Origin of the sequence: Pseudoalteromonas sp. 78C3 (assembly GCF_002836695.1) — a bacterium.
GTDB classification, from domain to species: Bacteria; Pseudomonadota; Gammaproteobacteria; order Enterobacterales; family Alteromonadaceae; genus Pseudoalteromonas; species Pseudoalteromonas arctica.
In genome coordinates this window covers 1-14,949 of the sequence record NZ_PJAV01000159.1, presented here as the reverse complement: position 1 = coordinate 14,949, position 14,949 = coordinate 1, and the positions used below count along the sequence as shown (strand labels likewise).

Annotated in this window: 16 protein-coding genes and 1 pseudogene; 4 read left to right on the top strand and 13 right to left on the bottom strand. The window is 36.9% G+C overall.

Annotated features, from left to right (window positions below; translation table 11 throughout):
* Window positions 1-86 precede the first annotated feature (86 nt).
* The 8 genes and pseudogenes from CXF76_RS14015 to CXF76_RS13980 form a co-directional block, all read right to left on the bottom strand.
* Complete coding sequence (locus CXF76_RS14015) at window positions 87-1,061, bottom strand: transposase (RefSeq protein WP_101163986.1); 975 nt, start codon at window positions 1,059-1,061, stop codon at window positions 87-89.
* An 83-nt stretch (window positions 1,062-1,144) separates the two neighbouring features.
* Complete coding sequence (locus tag CXF76_RS14010; RefSeq protein WP_101163985.1) at window positions 1,145-1,567, bottom strand: hypothetical protein; 423 nt, start codon at window positions 1,565-1,567, stop codon at window positions 1,145-1,147.
* 280 nt (window positions 1,568-1,847) lie between these two features.
* Window positions 1,848-1,952: pseudogene (locus CXF76_RS14005) on the bottom strand (transposase); the annotation flags it as partial.
* A 154-nt stretch (window positions 1,953-2,106) separates the two neighbouring features.
* Window positions 2,107-2,712, bottom strand: coding sequence for a DUF4326 domain-containing protein (locus tag CXF76_RS14000; RefSeq protein WP_101163984.1), 606 nt, complete (start codon window positions 2,710-2,712; stop codon window positions 2,107-2,109).
* A gap of 59 nt (window positions 2,713-2,771) precedes the next feature.
* Window positions 2,772-3,152: a DUF488 domain-containing protein gene (locus tag CXF76_RS13995; RefSeq protein ID WP_232785126.1), complete on the bottom strand. Its 381-nt coding sequence runs from the start codon at window positions 3,150-3,152 to the stop codon at window positions 2,772-2,774.
* Between the two features lie 9 nt (window positions 3,153-3,161).
* A complete protein-coding gene (locus CXF76_RS13990) occupies window positions 3,162-3,773 on the bottom strand; it encodes a dual OB domain-containing protein (RefSeq protein ID WP_101163983.1) in 612 nt (203 codons plus the stop codon).
* Between the two features lie 124 nt (window positions 3,774-3,897).
* Window positions 3,898-5,052 carry a Shedu immune nuclease family protein gene (locus tag CXF76_RS13985; RefSeq protein ID WP_101163982.1) on the bottom strand — a complete coding sequence of 385 codons (1,155 nt, stop codon included), beginning with the start codon at window positions 5,050-5,052 and terminating at the stop codon, window positions 3,898-3,900.
* Between the two features lie 273 nt (window positions 5,053-5,325).
* The gene (locus CXF76_RS13980) at window positions 5,326-5,928 is read right to left on the bottom strand and encodes a cold shock domain-containing protein (protein WP_101163981.1); all 603 of its coding nucleotides are present in this window, start codon (window positions 5,926-5,928) and stop codon (window positions 5,326-5,328) included.
* A gap of 417 nt (window positions 5,929-6,345) precedes the next feature.
* Between CXF76_RS13980 and CXF76_RS13975 the strand changes: the two genes are divergently transcribed.
* Window positions 6,346-6,966 carry a trimeric intracellular cation channel family protein gene (locus CXF76_RS13975; protein ID WP_002961255.1) on the top strand — a complete coding sequence of 207 codons (621 nt, stop codon included), beginning with the start codon at window positions 6,346-6,348 and terminating at the stop codon, window positions 6,964-6,966.
* Between the two features lie 71 nt (window positions 6,967-7,037).
* Here the strand turns inward: CXF76_RS13975 and CXF76_RS13970 are convergent, their stop codons facing one another.
* Both CXF76_RS13970 and CXF76_RS13965 read right to left on the bottom strand, forming a co-directional pair.
* Complete coding sequence (locus CXF76_RS13970) at window positions 7,038-7,547, bottom strand: DUF421 domain-containing protein (RefSeq protein ID WP_101163980.1); 510 nt, start codon at window positions 7,545-7,547, stop codon at window positions 7,038-7,040.
* 26 nt (window positions 7,548-7,573) lie between these two features.
* The gene (locus tag CXF76_RS13965; RefSeq protein WP_101163979.1) at window positions 7,574-7,933 is read right to left on the bottom strand and encodes a hypothetical protein; all 360 of its coding nucleotides are present in this window, start codon (window positions 7,931-7,933) and stop codon (window positions 7,574-7,576) included.
* Between the two features lie 210 nt (window positions 7,934-8,143).
* On the opposite strand from CXF76_RS13965, the gene gloA reads away from it, so the two are divergent.
* From gloA to CXF76_RS13950, 3 genes are all read left to right on the top strand, one after another.
* Window positions 8,144-8,671 carry a lactoylglutathione lyase gene (gene gloA, locus CXF76_RS13960; RefSeq protein WP_024593600.1) on the top strand — a complete coding sequence of 176 codons (528 nt, stop codon included), beginning with the start codon at window positions 8,144-8,146 and terminating at the stop codon, window positions 8,669-8,671.
* Between the two features lie 167 nt (window positions 8,672-8,838).
* Window positions 8,839-9,468 (top strand): response regulator transcription factor, encoded by a 630-nt coding sequence (locus CXF76_RS13955; RefSeq protein WP_101163978.1) that lies wholly within the window; start codon window positions 8,839-8,841, stop codon window positions 9,466-9,468.
* Window positions 9,455-11,053, top strand: coding sequence for an MASE1 domain-containing protein (locus CXF76_RS13950; protein ID WP_101163977.1), 1,599 nt, complete (start codon window positions 9,455-9,457; stop codon window positions 11,051-11,053). Before CXF76_RS13955 ends, CXF76_RS13950 begins: the two co-directional genes overlap by 14 nt.
* Here the strand turns inward: CXF76_RS13950 and CXF76_RS13945 are convergent.
* From CXF76_RS13945 to CXF76_RS13935, 3 genes are all read right to left on the bottom strand, one after another.
* Complete coding sequence (locus CXF76_RS13945) at window positions 11,050-11,592, bottom strand: hypothetical protein (RefSeq protein ID WP_039487923.1); 543 nt, start codon at window positions 11,590-11,592, stop codon at window positions 11,050-11,052. The genes CXF76_RS13950 and CXF76_RS13945 overlap by 4 nt on opposite strands.
* A gap of 201 nt (window positions 11,593-11,793) precedes the next feature.
* The gene (locus tag CXF76_RS13940; protein ID WP_101163976.1) at window positions 11,794-12,312 is read right to left on the bottom strand and encodes a hypothetical protein; all 519 of its coding nucleotides are present in this window, start codon (window positions 12,310-12,312) and stop codon (window positions 11,794-11,796) included.
* 281 nt (window positions 12,313-12,593) lie between these two features.
* Window positions 12,594-14,822, bottom strand: coding sequence for an endo-1,4-beta-xylanase (locus CXF76_RS13935; protein WP_101163975.1), 2,229 nt, complete (start codon window positions 14,820-14,822; stop codon window positions 12,594-12,596).
* Window positions 14,823-14,949 lie beyond the last annotated feature (127 nt).

Here is a 14,949-nt window from a genome sequence, read left to right as displayed (position 1 = left end):
TATTAAAGCTAAATTACACGCATGAAAATAACAGCATAATGCAGTTGTGATTTATTACTGAATAGTTTTACTGAGTAGCTTAAGTTTTATGCGAGTAGCTTTTCGCAGTTGCTAATATTTGATCGCCGTTTCCGCTTTAAGTTTTCACAGTAACTTGCTTGTGAAGTGGGCCTGCCTACTGCACCATGAAATACGCGCGTAAATTGCGTAGTCAGTTTTAACCAGTTCTCTGGGGAGATATTAAGCCTTTCTAACAAAGGTAGGTTCATGTTATCAATATACCCGCGTTTATCCTCTCGTATTATTCGCCCTGTTAGCTCAACAAGTTCAAGGTACGATTTAAGCTCAAACGGCAGTCCTTTAGGCATAATCTGACGTGGCATACCTGCAAAACGTAGTAACTGTTTAGGCTGTATGCCTTCTGTCGCGCATGTTAAGCGCTTTTTTACACTGGTATGGTCTGACTCTTCTGGTGTGTTAGCCATTTTAGCCCTAATGGGATTTAAATCGACATAGGCCATACACGCTGCAAGGGCTGCTTCATCTAGTAATGCTTGCGATTTGAATCTACCCTCCCAGAATCGTCCTGTGCAGTTATCTTCTTTATTTGCTCTGCGCGCAATGTCTTCATTTAACAACCGCATAAACCAGCTAATACTTGCTAGACGTTCGCGGTATTGTTTAACCGTTTGGTTGAAAAAGATGAGTTCAACTTTACTTAGCTTTTCACCTTGTACATATTTTTGCGTTAACAATGTGCCTTTACACAGTTTATGCCAGCGAATAACAATCGCTTTATCATTCAGCCTGTTTGCTTTCTTATCATCTACATATAGTACCAAATGGGTGTGATTACTCATTACGGCATAAGCACATACATCAATACAAAATATTTTTGCGAGCATAAGTAACTTATCTTCAACCCAACCTCTACGATGCTCGTAAGATTGACCTGTAAAACGGTCTTCTCCACATAAAAATGCACGACGAACACAGCGTGAAATACAGTGATAGTATTTTGTATCAACCAAACTTACTTGACGCTTTCTTGCAATTGCCATAAGACACCCTGCTCGTTTTTTGCACTAACTAAAACGTAGTCCTAAATTTTGAAAAGAGCAAAATTTAGGATGGGTGTTTCTGTTCATTTGTTTTTTAATAAATCGAATTTCGTAATGATATAAACAGGTTCTTTTTTACATTCGACTTTATAAAGATATTGATTTTTAAGAAAATTAGTTTTTTCTTTTATTAAACTAATTTGCTCCCATGGTATTAAAAAACTCCTGGGAAATAGTAGAATCAACATCCGTTTTTGGCTTATAAATATACCTTGCTGAAATGATTTGATATTTAGCCAAGTCCGATATTCACTGTTTTTCTCACGAGAAATATCTGCCACATTCGTCAAGTACATACTGCTTGATTTTAAAAGTGAGGAATCAGAAATAATTAAATCCGTTTTATATTCTCTAGCTAGTTTAGGGTAATACCCAATAATGCTTTGGATATAATTGACTAAAATATAGAACAATAAAAATAAAATTAAGTATATAACAAAATCCATTTTTTAATACTCCGAAAACTTGCTCTGCACTGCTGACTAAGCTGAAATTTAAGATGGGTGTCTTATTAATTCTTGCTTTTAATACTCCGAAAACTTGCTCTGCACTGCTGACTAAGCTGAAATTTAAGATGGGTGTCTTATTAATTTTATGCCCTCTTCGTAATCTAAAGGCTAATTCACAAAGAGGATATTAGGCGCTGCGCTTTTAGAGGAGATAAATAGCTTGAATCAAAACCTTTAAACCAATTTATGCTTTAATGTATGAAGTCAAGATTTGACCCCAATTACTTTCTCCACATAAAAATGCACGACGAACACAGCGTGAAATACAGTGATAGTATTTTGTATCAACCAAACTTATTTGACGCTTTCTTGCAATTGCCATAAGACACCCTGCTCTTTTTTGAACTAACTAAAACGTAGTCCTTAATTTTAAAAGGGCAAAATTAAGAATGGGTGTCTTATTAATTTCTAATTAAGAATGGGTGTCTTATTAATTTCTTTTTCTTATTAATTTCTTTTACGTTGGCCATTAAGCGCTACTTACCGTCATCCCATGAATTTAAAAAATCAGCTAATACATCGCCATGACAACTTTGAGGTTTGCAAAAACATCCCAATCGCTTTCCTTCTAACTTATAAACCTCGGATTTGTCTTTATTAAGAAATTTTTCATAATCAAAATCGTATTTATATTTTCTTATAACTTCTTCTCGACTATCGCCTTCTTCATACATCGAATATGGATTACCCCAGTAAGATCCACGACCAATATACTCATATTCTGAAGTGGATTTTTGAGAAGAAAACTGGCTATCTTTTTTGATATTAATCACACGAGTTATTTTAATTTGAATTTTACGCAATGGAATTTTATTATTTTCCAGTAGTAGAGTCTCATCCACAAATTCTTCACCATCATCAAATATAATGGCATGAGTAATGTTGTCCAGAGCAATTTCAGATATTTGTGATAAAGCTACACTGGTGTTTTCTTGTGAAAATAACCGATTAATCAAGTTATTATGATCATCCAAATACAAAACTGAGAATAAGTTTATATTCTCAGTTATCCTTAGGACTTTTCTTTTAAATTTCTCAAAGCAATTAAATTGCTTTGGATAAAGAATTAAAATATTTTTCATTTAATATAAGTGCTTAACTTTCAAGTCTAACTCTGAGTTTTCGTTCAAGTAATCCACAACTAAGCGCCTATGGCATAGGTGGGCTCATGCTCACTGCATAGTAAACAACCGTGGTCTAATAAAGTAGGTTTTACCGTCTTTTCTATCTGTCGCTGAGACATCAAATTTAGAAACTTGTCTTCATATTTTTCCCATGGCATTTCACCTTTTTTATAAAGGCTTAACATATCTTTTGTTGGTGCAAGTTCTGGAGTATGAATATATTCTGTACCACACAACTCTTTTAAAAAGAATTTTAAATCGTCTCTTTTCGCAAAGCCCGCAAGTTGCGAAACATTGTTCAAACGCACATCAAGTAATGTTGAAACATTGGATGCTTTAATAAAATTAAAAAAAGTTTCTGCATTTTTTTTAGTAAATCCGATAGTAAAAATATCCATTTTACCCCCTTAAAAGATAGTGGCGACTAGTTTATAACAATTGCCTTGAAATTCCTCTCCGAGACTTACACATATTACCCCACAAATTTTCGAGAAATCGCCGAAAAGATTGTCAAAATTTGGATCTGTTGCAGGTAATTCATAATCAAACTCGTTATATTTGAAAGATATTTTTCTTTTATCATCTTTCATATACAACTGAATATTATCAACTTTTACTAAGTAAAGTGACTGTTCAATTTTAATTGTTCCAAGTTGAATTTGAATATATGGAACACGATTTCCTTCCCCCCAAAGACTATCAGGATGGTCTAGGTGATTATTTAACTCGTTTAAATCAATAGAGTAATTTTGACGCCAAACAGTATCGTCAATTAGGTAGTTTTCTGGCTGATGGGTTAAAGGAACATGGCGAGAAAAATTCATGAATATTTTCTGTAATGGCTTTACAGTAAAAGTTCCATATGGATTTTGATATTTCGCCTGATTATGGTTAAGTTCTGCACCAGCTTCATTTGAAACTGGTCGAACCCACTGGCCACTCGCAAGGTATTTCCCTGCAATACAGTGTTGATGGTGTTTTATTGAATTAGCTAAAACAAGAATTTCTACTTGGTTCATAATGCCTCCATGCTGATGATACTCGACTTGCGTTTAACGCTTACATAAGCGGAAATTTGTAGTTGGCTAAAATTTTTGAGGAGCGGAAAACAGCCAACCGTAAATTTTCCGTTTAATGTTCTTGTTAGCTTTGGTTGTTATGAACGATAAATCTTGCACGCTCATATAGTTCGTCAAATGTTATAATCTCGGGGTTTGATGTATTTTTACGTAATAATTCAAACGACCTCAGTTTGTCTTTATTCACACCATTATCAGATACAAACTCATCCATACTTCCGATTACCAAGTATGATTTTGGTTGATAATTAAAGATTTCTTCACCAGTAGGATTCCCTACTTTATCATTAGGGGTAATTTTACTCGATAAATTTTCCACGGCCGAAGCAACAGTACCCTGTACTTGTGCAATAGCTCCCGCCAGTTCTTTTGATGGTGCCCAACATCCAGACCTATAAGGTTTTGTCTCAAGTAAATCTGTTGCATGAGTTTTAATTTCTATAAAGCAAAGGTTAGATATAATACCTTTTGTTTTCATTAACGCATCAACACGTTTACCGTGTGATACTACGCTAAACCCTTGGACTACTTGTTCTAATTTCCTGTCATCTAAACCAGACAAGAATATGTAACCTAACCCATAACCAAATATCCATGGGTTTTTTTCAAAGTATTTTTGCCAGAGACCTTCATTAGTACAGCCTTTTCTTTTTTTAATATCATCAAAATAATTTTGGTCAATTAGAAGCTGACTATATACACTCAACTGCTTCTTTCTGAAGCCTACAGCAATTAAGTCCTCCGTTGTCACTTCTGATTTCAAGGCTTCAGCAAATAGCTCTTGGTTTTCAGTAACAAAGGTTTTTGCTTGGTGAGTTGTTAAAGCTATTTTTCTAAGTTCTTCATCCGTAATATTGACTTTAGATCTAGTTTTAAAATCTACAGCCTGAATATTTGCTAAGAATTCACAAAAGCGACCAATCTCTTCATCGACAAAAGAGAAACCAGAGCCATAAGGTTGACCTGTTTCTGTCATAAATTTTTGAACTGTGAGTACAAAAGTTTGTCTTGTATCCTCAAGAAACTTAGCTGTTATGTATGTTTTAGCATCTTGTTTCTTCCGTAGAACAACTTCATCTCGCTCTTTTACATATTCGTAACCATCTTCTGATGGAAGTATTTTTGAAGCTATCCGAACTCTACGCTCCTTATTTCCGAATGATTGGAGAGAAGGACTTATATATGTTTTTCCCGGAAGGGGATTTTGATAATCATCCATGTTCGATTCTACTCCGAAAAGCTAACAGCTTATTGAACTCCAATTTATTAGGTTATAACCCCTCTAAACTGCGTACATTACATTGTTAAATAATTACACTAAATAACTCTACTGGTAACAACGAACTACAAGGGTTGTTTAATGACCATTGTTATTTAACCCCAAAACGACCTTTAATAATGTTATGGGGCAAAACTTACATAGCTGTATTTATATACAGCCATTAATTGAATCTATTTTTATTTAAAGCTGAAAGCTTTATAGCCCTAGCCTTTAAAACCGTGAATCATTTTCACAAGGTTTACCATCGCCATCCCCATCCATTTTTGTATTCGGGCAATTATTTATAAAAAAGACCGCCTCTTCGCGTGAGCGCATTTCAGTACAATATTGCCTGCCATCACACGTAAAATTTTGCGTGCTTTTAGGAATAACGACTTTTGGGTATGTTTCATCAAAGGTGGCTAAATCGTCATTAGTGGCTAAATCATTGGTGATAATGGGTGTTTGGCTGCTTGAGTGAGTGTTGTATTTATTAATCGCATAAAAACAAAGTGCTGCAATAAGCGCTATTGAGGCAACTTTACCTAAAAAGCTACTGGCAAAATTAGATTTGGCAATGCGGTGCGGCTGGTTATTGTGTTTTTGATAAGGTGCTTTAAGCTCTGCAACGCCTTCTATACGGCAGTTAACTGCTTTGGTTTTACCGTCGGGCTGTGTAGCTACTTCAAAGTAAATGGTGTCGCCAACTTTTGGCTTGCGGCTCATGTGTTTGAGCGCCGATATGTGTACAAATGTGTCGTGTTCTAGGGTGTCTGATTTAATAAAACCAAAACCTTTGTCTGTTTTCCACGACTTTAACAATCCTTTGTTCATGTATTCACCTGCTCTGCTTAAGCTGCGTTTTACGCAAATTCCATTTAGTTAACACTTGTTATTATACGTTCCTAAATTAAAACCATGCAACTAAATATTCATATTGCGTTAATTTTACGCTTTACCTACTAAACCAAATTATTAAACTTAACCATTAAATTTAGCTAAAAATAAACGTGCTAAAAACAACTAAACCTCAACTTATTTTATTTATAATTTACGGCCAAATGTCCTTTAATTCACATCAACCATTACGCACTCACCCACCAGCTTAACAGCTTGTTTACACTAGGTTTTGTCATTAGTTATTTCTATCTGAATTAACCTTTTTTAGTACGATTTTTCATTCGTTATTTACTTAATTTATCTATACAATCCACACCTTATTTTTACGCACGTATTTTAAGTGATTATCTCATGCTATTAACGATTGTTTATATTATTGGTATTACAGCAGAAGCCATGACTGGCGCACTTAGCGCAGGACGAATGAAAATGGATTGGTTTGGCGTAGTGCTAGTAGCCAGCGCCACGGCAATTGGCGGTGGTAGCGTTCGAGATATATTACTAGGCAATTACCCGCTTACGTGGGTACAGCACCCAGAATATTTATTAATTACCTGTATTGCCGGTATTGTCACTACGTGGCTGGCTAAATGGGTAGTTAAATTTAAAGGCATATTTATGCGCTTAGACGCCCTGGGTTTAGCTGCCTTTAGTATTATTGGCTGCCAAGTGGGGCTAAATATGGGCCTGCATTATGGTATTTGTGTAGTGGCTGCGGTTGTTACTGGCGTATTTGGTGGATTACTTCGTGATTTAATATGTCGCCAAGCACCGTTGGTATTACATAACGAGCTATACGCGAGTGTATCCTTACTTGTTGCCTGTTTATACTTAGCGCTACACCATTACAATATTGACGATAACATCAGCATTATTGTAAGCCTTGTTGCAGGCTACTTAATACGTATGGCGTCAATACGCTTTAAGTGGCGCTTACCTACCTTTAGTTTATTAGAGCAGCACGCTAAATAAAAATAAGCTTTAATACAAAATAAGGCAGGTAATATACCTGCCTTAGTTAATATAACTATTAGCGTATTAATTTAATGCCCGCTTACATCACTTAACGCGGTTTTTAACCCGCTGTTATTTTGCTTAAGTACGCTAAAACTGCCATCGGTTTCTAACACTACTGCGGCTACATCTTCTATGGCTAGTATACCAGCGCCACGAATAGCGGCGCGAATTTCTGATTTTGTTACCCGCTGCGATTTAAGTGCAGCAGTGCAGTATTCACCATCACTCAGTAAAAGCGTGGGCTCTGCTTTTATAAGCGCAGCAAATTTTGACGTGCGCACACTAAGCCACGTAATAACATATTGCAGCCCTATTAATACTACAAAGGCAAGTATGCCCTCAGCTAACGGAACACTTTTTGAAATAATAACAGACGCCAATATAGAGCCCAGCGCAATGGTGACTATAAAGTCGAACACGTTCCACTTTGAAAGCGTACGTTTACCCGATACACGCAACCAAAACACCAGTGCAATATAACCCAGTACACCTATTGTAAGTACACGTAATAACCCCTGAATATCATCGTAAAACATAGTGGCTCCTTTTTTGTAAGTGCTCGTTATTTACTTACATTTTTTAATCTAATTAATTGCTTAATACCTAAAAACGTACCAAGTGGAATAAATAAAATCCACAGGTAGGCATAAAATTTTGAAATATTTATAAACATGGCTGAGCTGTTTATGTTTTTATTTAACCTACTATTTAGCACGTACGTATTTATAAAAAGCCCAATTAAAGCAGGAATAATTTGTATCAGTGATACAACAATGGCTGATGAAATATGCCCCGCGATTAACTTAGGATCACCACCAGCAAATACTGTATACGCATTATAAAACCCACTAAAAAAACTCGTGAGTGCGAGTAATAAAAAAGCCTGTAATATTAGACTTAGTAAAGGTAAAAGTGTTTTCAAAAAAAAGTCCTAGTTTGTGTTAATAATATGCACAAGAGATATTTAACAGCCCATTAGTTTTAATTATACGCTTTGCAAATACTGTGCTAGTAATTTAAAGGCAATTATAACGCGTTGAATTACCTAGAATGGTTTTAATTTAAGTGGGGGTTGATTATGATGGAACACGTAATACTTACACCCTTTTTATAATTTTCAGTAAGGATCACCATGTCTAACTATAACGAATCTCCAGAACAAGTTGAACAGGCCACTCAAGGCTTTGTTATGCAACAAACTATGTTACGTATTAAAGATCCAAAGCCGTCGCTTGAATTTTACCAAAATGTATTAGGTATGAAGCTGTTAGGTAAGTATGATTTTCCTGGTATGAAGTTTACGCTTTACTTTTTAGGCTACGAGCAAGAATTGCCACAAGGTGATGATAAAACTAAAGCAGAATGGGTGTTTCGTCGCCCTGCGCTAATTGAGTTAACCCATAACTGGGGCACCGAAACCGACGACAGCTTTGAGGGCTACCACAGTGGTAACCAAGAACCTAAAGGATTTGGGCATATTGGTATTAGCGTACCGGATGTTTACGAAGCCTGTGAGCGCTTTGCAAAGTACGACGTTGAGTTTGTAAAAAAACCAGATGATGGCTCAATGAAGGGCCTAGCATTTATTAAAGACCCTGACGGCTACTGGATTGAAATACTATCTGCCGAAGGTATTACTGAGATTATTCTTTCGCAATAACAATGAGCTGCTATAAAAAGAGCTCAGTTGTAATCTCCACCAGTAACTAATTACCAATTTAGAACCACTGGTTTTGTTACCTTGCTTTTAAGTGAGGTAACCCATTTAAACGTTTTAGGTAATTAGTTACCCGCCCCGCTGTATTGTAAGCATAAAAGGAGATTTAAATGCTCATTGGCATCATAGAAGATCATCAATTAGTAAGAGACAGCTTTAAAAAGCTTTTAGAGTTACAACCAGATTGGAAAGTAATTATTGAAGCCTGCAGCGTGACAGAAGCCAAGCTGGCTGTAGAGCTTGAACAACCTGATATATTTATTGTTGATATATCGCTTAACGGGACTGAAACCGGCCTTTCTTTTTTATCGTACCTTGAAGGGTCTTTCCCGCATATTAAAAGTATTGTGGCCTCCATGCACGACCACGAACCTTATGTAAGCAATGCTTTGCGATTAGGTGCTTTGGGTTATGTGTCTAAGCGCTCTGCCTCTGATGAGCTAATAGATGCAGTTAAAGCGGTCGCTTTAGGTAAAAGATACATTAGTGAAGACGTAAATTTTTCGATGAGTAGCGAAAATTTAGCATTAACTGTGCTTACTAACAGAGAGCTTGAAGCCCTTCCGTTATTTTCTAAGGGATTAAACGCTAAACAAGTTGCGCAAATACTCGAAATAATGCCTAAAACAGCACATGTACACAAAGCAAACATATACAGCAAACTTAATGTTACGACCTCGTTTGAACTGCTAAAAATTGCAATTGATGCGGGAGTAATACAGTTAGATGAACTTACCTAACGTTTCTTCTTTATCTAATGTTAGTTTTACTACCGCATACAAAGAGGTAGCTAAACAGTTATTGGTGGGGCTAATTTACTTTATTGCTTCACTCGCCGCTTTTTGGGTTAGCCAAAACCTTGAAACCGTACCCGAGAGCAGCGCGATATTTATTCCCGCAGGCGTAAAAATTGCGTTTTACTTACTCACTCCAACACGATATTGGCTCACCTTATGGGTTGTATCGCGCGCTTTAGCTGCACAGCTTGGTTTAACATACAGCGGGGTTTGGGAGTTTGATTTATTTCATGGCTTTTGGCAGGAGCTTTGCTTTATAGCGCTTGTTTATGTGTTTAAAAATAGCCGCTGGCCGCCAAGCATTAACGACAGCCTAGGTATACTTTCGTTAATACTGCTTTGTGTTGCAAGTACATCTATAAAGTGGTTTTTGTTTGCCAGTGCGTTTGAATTTACAAATGTATTGGTTGCTAAAGAGCTACTGCAGTATCAGTTAAACATGTGCTTGGGCGATATTACTGGCTCGCTGTTAATTGCCCCTTTTATTATGTTAATTTACGATTCTAAATACAGTTTTAACACAGTCAGGCTCACTAAATTATTTGGCCTAGTAGCCACTTTAGTGTGTTTTATATTAATTGTATTTTTTGTCTATGCGGTTCGCCCAGACACCTACCCGCTATTAAGGCTTGCATCGTTACTACCTATAATTTGGTTTTCGTATAAGTATGGCTCGTTAGGGGCTGTAAGCAGTGCAGCGCTAATTAACGCATTAATAATTGTTGAAGCAAGCATTACGCACGAGCCTAGCAATACCTACATTAGCCAGTTATTTATTTTAGCAAACGCAATTACCAGTATGGTTTTAGGCGCTGCAATTACTGAGCTTAAACGTAAAAACAACGAGTTAAAGCAAATCAATAAAGAGCTTAAAGAGCAGCTAACTCAAAACACGGCGCTGGCTGCCAAAATGGTGTCGGTGCAAGAAAACGAGCGAAAGCACCTTTCGCAAGAGTTGCATGACGAATTAGGGCAAAACCTAACAGCATTAAAAACAGATTTAGCTATTTTGTCGCACCTTAGTAACGAAGATACCCAATCGTTTGTGACTACATTAAAAAACAATGCTAATTCGATGTATGACTCTGTTTATCAATTAATGCATTATCTTCGCCCGCGTGAGCTAGATGAACTCGGTTTAGAAAAGGCAATAACACAAGGGCGACTAAAAAGCTTACTGCACAAGGCAAATATTAAGTATCAGCCACAATTTAAGTTAGATAATAGCCTTTCAAAAGATCACGAAATAGCTATTTACCGAATTTGCCAAGAAGCAGTAACCAATTGTATGAAGCACAGCAATGCCAGCAAACTGGTTATAAATATAATAAACAGCGACGAATTTATTGAGTTAACAATTAGCGATAACGGGACTTTAGTAACCCCAACAGATAACTCAGGCCACTACGGTTTAGCATTTATAGAGGAGCGCACTACGGCGTTAGGCGGCACTTTTAAGGTGTTTAAACAAAATGGCTTTACCATTAAAGTAAAGCTGCCTTTGAGTTTTGATGGCGCAATTAATTAGCAAACATGAACTTGTTTGGTATAAAACTTTTGCCTTAATTGGCCTTCGTCAAGGTGGTCGGAATTAACTTGAATCTCGGCTTGATTACCTAATAGCTGTAATAGCATGCCTTTTGATATTAGATAATTGCCTAAACTTGATTTTACAATGACTTCTTTGCCTATGGCTTCTTGTAAGCGTGGCGTAGGTAGGCTCGGATGGCTAATTGGTTTTAAGCCCTCAGCTGAGGTAAATAAGTTTATGCAATGCTCTTTAGCGGCAACAATACTTTCGTTTTTACTTTTAATTACATCAACATTATTTAAAAAATGAATTAGTGCTTGGTTAGCCCGATCAAACTCTGCTGATACGTCATCTATATTGCGGGCGGTTGCCCATTTGCGCACAACTATATATTCGTTTTTTTTAACACGAATTAAGCTTATTGAAGCTCCGGTCATTCTGCTATTCCACTCAATGCGGTAGCAATCAGTTCCTAAGCTGTGAAGCAACACGCTCATGCTTCCAAAATCCTTTGTACTTTCATCAATCAAGCTCATTTTCGATCCCTCACTTGCAAGTTACAAGGAGTGTATAAACGATTACTTAAGTAATAAATCATCCATATTCTTAATCGCTCTAGGAAAATGGCTTATATAAATTTTGGATTTAGTGGCTTTTAAGTTAATAACTAATATTACAAACAAAAAAGCGAGTGGTTTAGCTAACTGCTAATAATTAATTTGTAAGTGATTTATAGCTTATTTATAAGCCCAGGCATCGGTTATTGTTACTTGGCAATTGTTATAACTGGCCGCTTTTTTTTGCGCAATACCTCTTACTCTAAAGTTTGTTGAGTCATTAGGAAGTATAAGTAGGTCTTCGTCGGTTATTGATAGCGTATCGACTAGCGTGTTTTGCTCGGTTAAAAAATCGACCTTAAACTTTATATTTTTAAAGGCGAAGTCCGACTCGTTTTTTACCTGCCCTATGCATGCAACATACAATGCATCGTTTTCATTTTTAGTATGAATTTGGCTAACATTAGCGATTAAGTTTTTTTGTGCTTGATCTTCAAGCCCTGCTACATAAATATTTTGATAAAAAATAAACCCAAAAATACCAACAATACTAAGTGCTAATGCACCAATAATAATGGGATTGTTTTCTAAGTTAGAGTATTTGGCTTGAAGTGAGGTGCATTGTGGGCATTTTTTAGCCCGTGAATCTATAGCGCTAAAGCACATAATACATTCTTTAGTGTGTTGCACCTTTTCCATTACAATAAGCATCCTTGTTAAGTATTAAATGTTAAGTATTGCTGGCTTTAAAGTATTTTACTTTACTCGTACCTAGTAACCCCGTAAACACATATAGCTTAAAAAAGTAACGATTTTATAAAGCAACATAAATAACTGTATATAAACACAGTGTGTGCAGTTTTGGTATTTAAACCCGCATATGCAGCCGATACTAAATTAAAAAGTGCTTATGAAAAAATAGCCCGCATAAAATTATGCGGGCTATTTAATTTAGGGTTAAATACGTTTATTTAAATATATTATTGTTCCAGTAATGTTAGTGATACATCGTCCACATAAAAGTCAGCTGTGATCTCGTTTGATTCAACATAAAGTAAAGCGACACTTTCTTGTGTTGTGATTGAATGCGTGTAGGTACCTGACAACTGTACCCAACTACCCGCGCTTACTGTTGTAACGGGCGTGAGTTCAAGATACTCAGTGCTAGCGTGCTCTATTTGTAGGGTTAGTTTTACCCCTGGTGAAACGGTGCTGGTATCGTTAGATAACTTAATCCATGCAGACACATTATATGTTTCACCTGCTGTAAATAAGCCTTTAACATCTTTTTGAATACCATTCCACGTTTCAGTTCGCCCTTGTACTAAAGCACTATTACTGCCAGTGTGAGCTTGGGTTGCATCTAGGGTTATGCTTGCACTTCCGCGCGCTTGCCATGAATCAAGCCCAGCTTCAAAGTCACCATTGGTGAGCAGTTCTGATGAAGGGGTTGGCTCTACTACTTCAATTAGCTCTTTTAATGCATTTGCAAAACCTTGTAACGCTGGCTTAGCTGTATAATCGTTAAAAAATAAAAGTGGCCATTCTGTAGTAGGCTCTGGCCAGTTTTGTAACCAGCTATCCTCGTCAATTACACCCCAAATAGTTATGCCACCGCGTTGATCTTCAGGGACAGTTTCTAAATAGGTTTTAACTATATTGTAGTAATACTGCTTTTGTTCATCCGCTCTTTCACTTGTTAGGTAAGTTAAAGGAATGCCACCTTCGTTGTTCATTCGAACATCTAATTCGGTAATTTTAACTTTAATTTTAGGGCGAATATCGACCACTTTTTGAAGATGAGCTTGTATTGTAGAAATATCAGGGCTGTTGAGTGAAATATGAGATTGAAAACCTATGCCATCAATAGGCACGCCATTATTTTGAAAATCGTTAACCATAGATATAACGGCATCTAATTTGTCGGCGTTCCAAATTAGGTTGTAATCGTTGTAGTATAAATCTGCATCGGGATCGGCAGCTCTTGCGGCTTTATAGGCTAGCGGTAAAAATTCAGCACCTATGTTTTCAAACCACACCGATTCATCGGCACTGTCACTTGTGGTTTTTTCGCCACGGTATTTACCATTTTCCATAAACGCTTCGTTAACTACATCCCAACTCACTACGGTATCGTTAGCGCCTTCTTCTTCAAAATGAGTGGCTATTTGCGTTATGTGATCTTCCATCATTGTTATCCAAGCAGCTTTATCCCCTTGAAAACTTTGCATCCACGGTGCTATTTGTGAGTGCCACACAAAAACATGGCCATGCACGGTGAGTGAGTTGTCTTTTGCGTAGTTTACAAGCTCATCAGAATCATCATAAAAAAATTCGCCTTGGGTAGGTTGTAAATAGGTAGGCTTCATAATATTTTCGGCAGATAGTTGATTAAAGTGTTGTTCAATAATCGTTTTAATTTCTGGTCTATCTATTATGCTGTTACCAAAATCGCCCGCAGGCACGGCAACGCCTATGTTAAAGTTAGGTGCTAAAGCTTTTAAACTTTGTGCTGTTACTTCGCTGTATTGCACATCAGGTATTTCTTCTGCTGGTACATCGTCTAAAATAAAGCCTGAAAACTCGTCTATGTATATAGATTTATTAATGTTTTCTTCTTTTGAAAAGTGAATTGCTAACCTAACTAATGAGTCAGCTTCGGCAGTAGCAGCTGTTAATGTTATTTTTTGCCACTCACCTGTTAGCGTTTCTTTTACTAGGCTAAGCTGGCCGTAATCTGGAGCAGGTGTCTGTATCCAAAAATCGGCACTGGTTCCCTCTTCCCCTTTGGCCCAAACACTAAACTCGTAATTTTTACCGCCGGTGACAGGAATGTCCTCATAAGCTATTTCAATACCCCAAGGGTTATCACCTAATGTATTAACAGTAACCTGAACCGCTTTAGTGCCTTTGTAAGCATTAACGCCTTCTTCTGATTCGATTACTTCTATTGTTGAAGAAGCACTTGATTCTTGATCTGGCCTAAATACCCAATTTCCAACTGGTGTTGTTTGCCCTGCCGCGTCTTCTTCAAAGCTACCATTTATTATTTCAGCCGCTTCTGGGGCGTCAGGTACTGGCGTTTCTGGCACTACAACTTCAGGTGTTTGTACTTCTGGCACCTCAGCGTCGTTATTATTCCCTCCGCACGCCATTAATAGTGACACTAAGGTCACTAATCCGGTGTTACGAAAAATCGATTTTTTCATTTTTTATTCCTTAGACTAGAGCAATAAATGAGTCGTTTAGCAAAATGTTATAATCGTCATCTCAGTGAGTAAAAATGATGGAATATTTTACATCAATTCAAATACACTTTTATTCACAATGACTACA

Coding starts and splice junctions, on each gene's coding strand:
- CXF76_RS14015 (WP_101163986.1), bottom strand. CDS start 1,061: ATGGCAATTGCAAGAAAGCGTCAAGTAAGTTTGGTTGATACAAAATAC.
- CXF76_RS14010 (WP_101163985.1), bottom strand. CDS start 1,567: ATGGATTTTGTTATATACTTAATTTTATTTTTATTGTTCTATATTTTA.
- CXF76_RS14000 (WP_101163984.1), bottom strand. CDS start 2,712: ATGAAAAATATTTTAATTCTTTATCCAAAGCAATTTAATTGCTTTGAG.
- CXF76_RS13995 (WP_232785126.1), bottom strand. CDS start 3,152: ATGGATATTTTTACTATCGGATTTACTAAAAAAAATGCAGAAACTTTT.
- CXF76_RS13990 (WP_101163983.1), bottom strand. CDS start 3,773: ATGAACCAAGTAGAAATTCTTGTTTTAGCTAATTCAATAAAACACCAT.
- CXF76_RS13985 (WP_101163982.1), bottom strand. CDS start 5,052: ATGGATGATTATCAAAATCCCCTTCCGGGAAAAACATATATAAGTCCT.
- CXF76_RS13980 (WP_101163981.1), bottom strand. CDS start 5,928: ATGAACAAAGGATTGTTAAAGTCGTGGAAAACAGACAAAGGTTTTGGT.
- CXF76_RS13975 (WP_002961255.1), top strand. CDS start 6,346: ATGCTATTAACGATTGTTTATATTATTGGTATTACAGCAGAAGCCATG.
- CXF76_RS13970 (WP_101163980.1), bottom strand. CDS start 7,547: ATGTTTTACGATGATATTCAGGGGTTATTACGTGTACTTACAATAGGT.
- gloA (WP_024593600.1), top strand. CDS start 8,144: ATGTCTAACTATAACGAATCTCCAGAACAAGTTGAACAGGCCACTCAA.
- CXF76_RS13955 (WP_101163978.1), top strand. CDS start 8,839: ATGCTCATTGGCATCATAGAAGATCATCAATTAGTAAGAGACAGCTTT.
- CXF76_RS13950 (WP_101163977.1), top strand. CDS start 9,455: ATGAACTTACCTAACGTTTCTTCTTTATCTAATGTTAGTTTTACTACC.
- CXF76_RS13945 (WP_039487923.1), bottom strand. CDS start 11,592: ATGAGCTTGATTGATGAAAGTACAAAGGATTTTGGAAGCATGAGCGTG.
- CXF76_RS13940 (WP_101163976.1), bottom strand. CDS start 12,312: ATGGAAAAGGTGCAACACACTAAAGAATGTATTATGTGCTTTAGCGCT.
- CXF76_RS13935 (WP_101163975.1), bottom strand. CDS start 14,822: ATGAAAAAATCGATTTTTCGTAACACCGGATTAGTGACCTTAGTGTCA.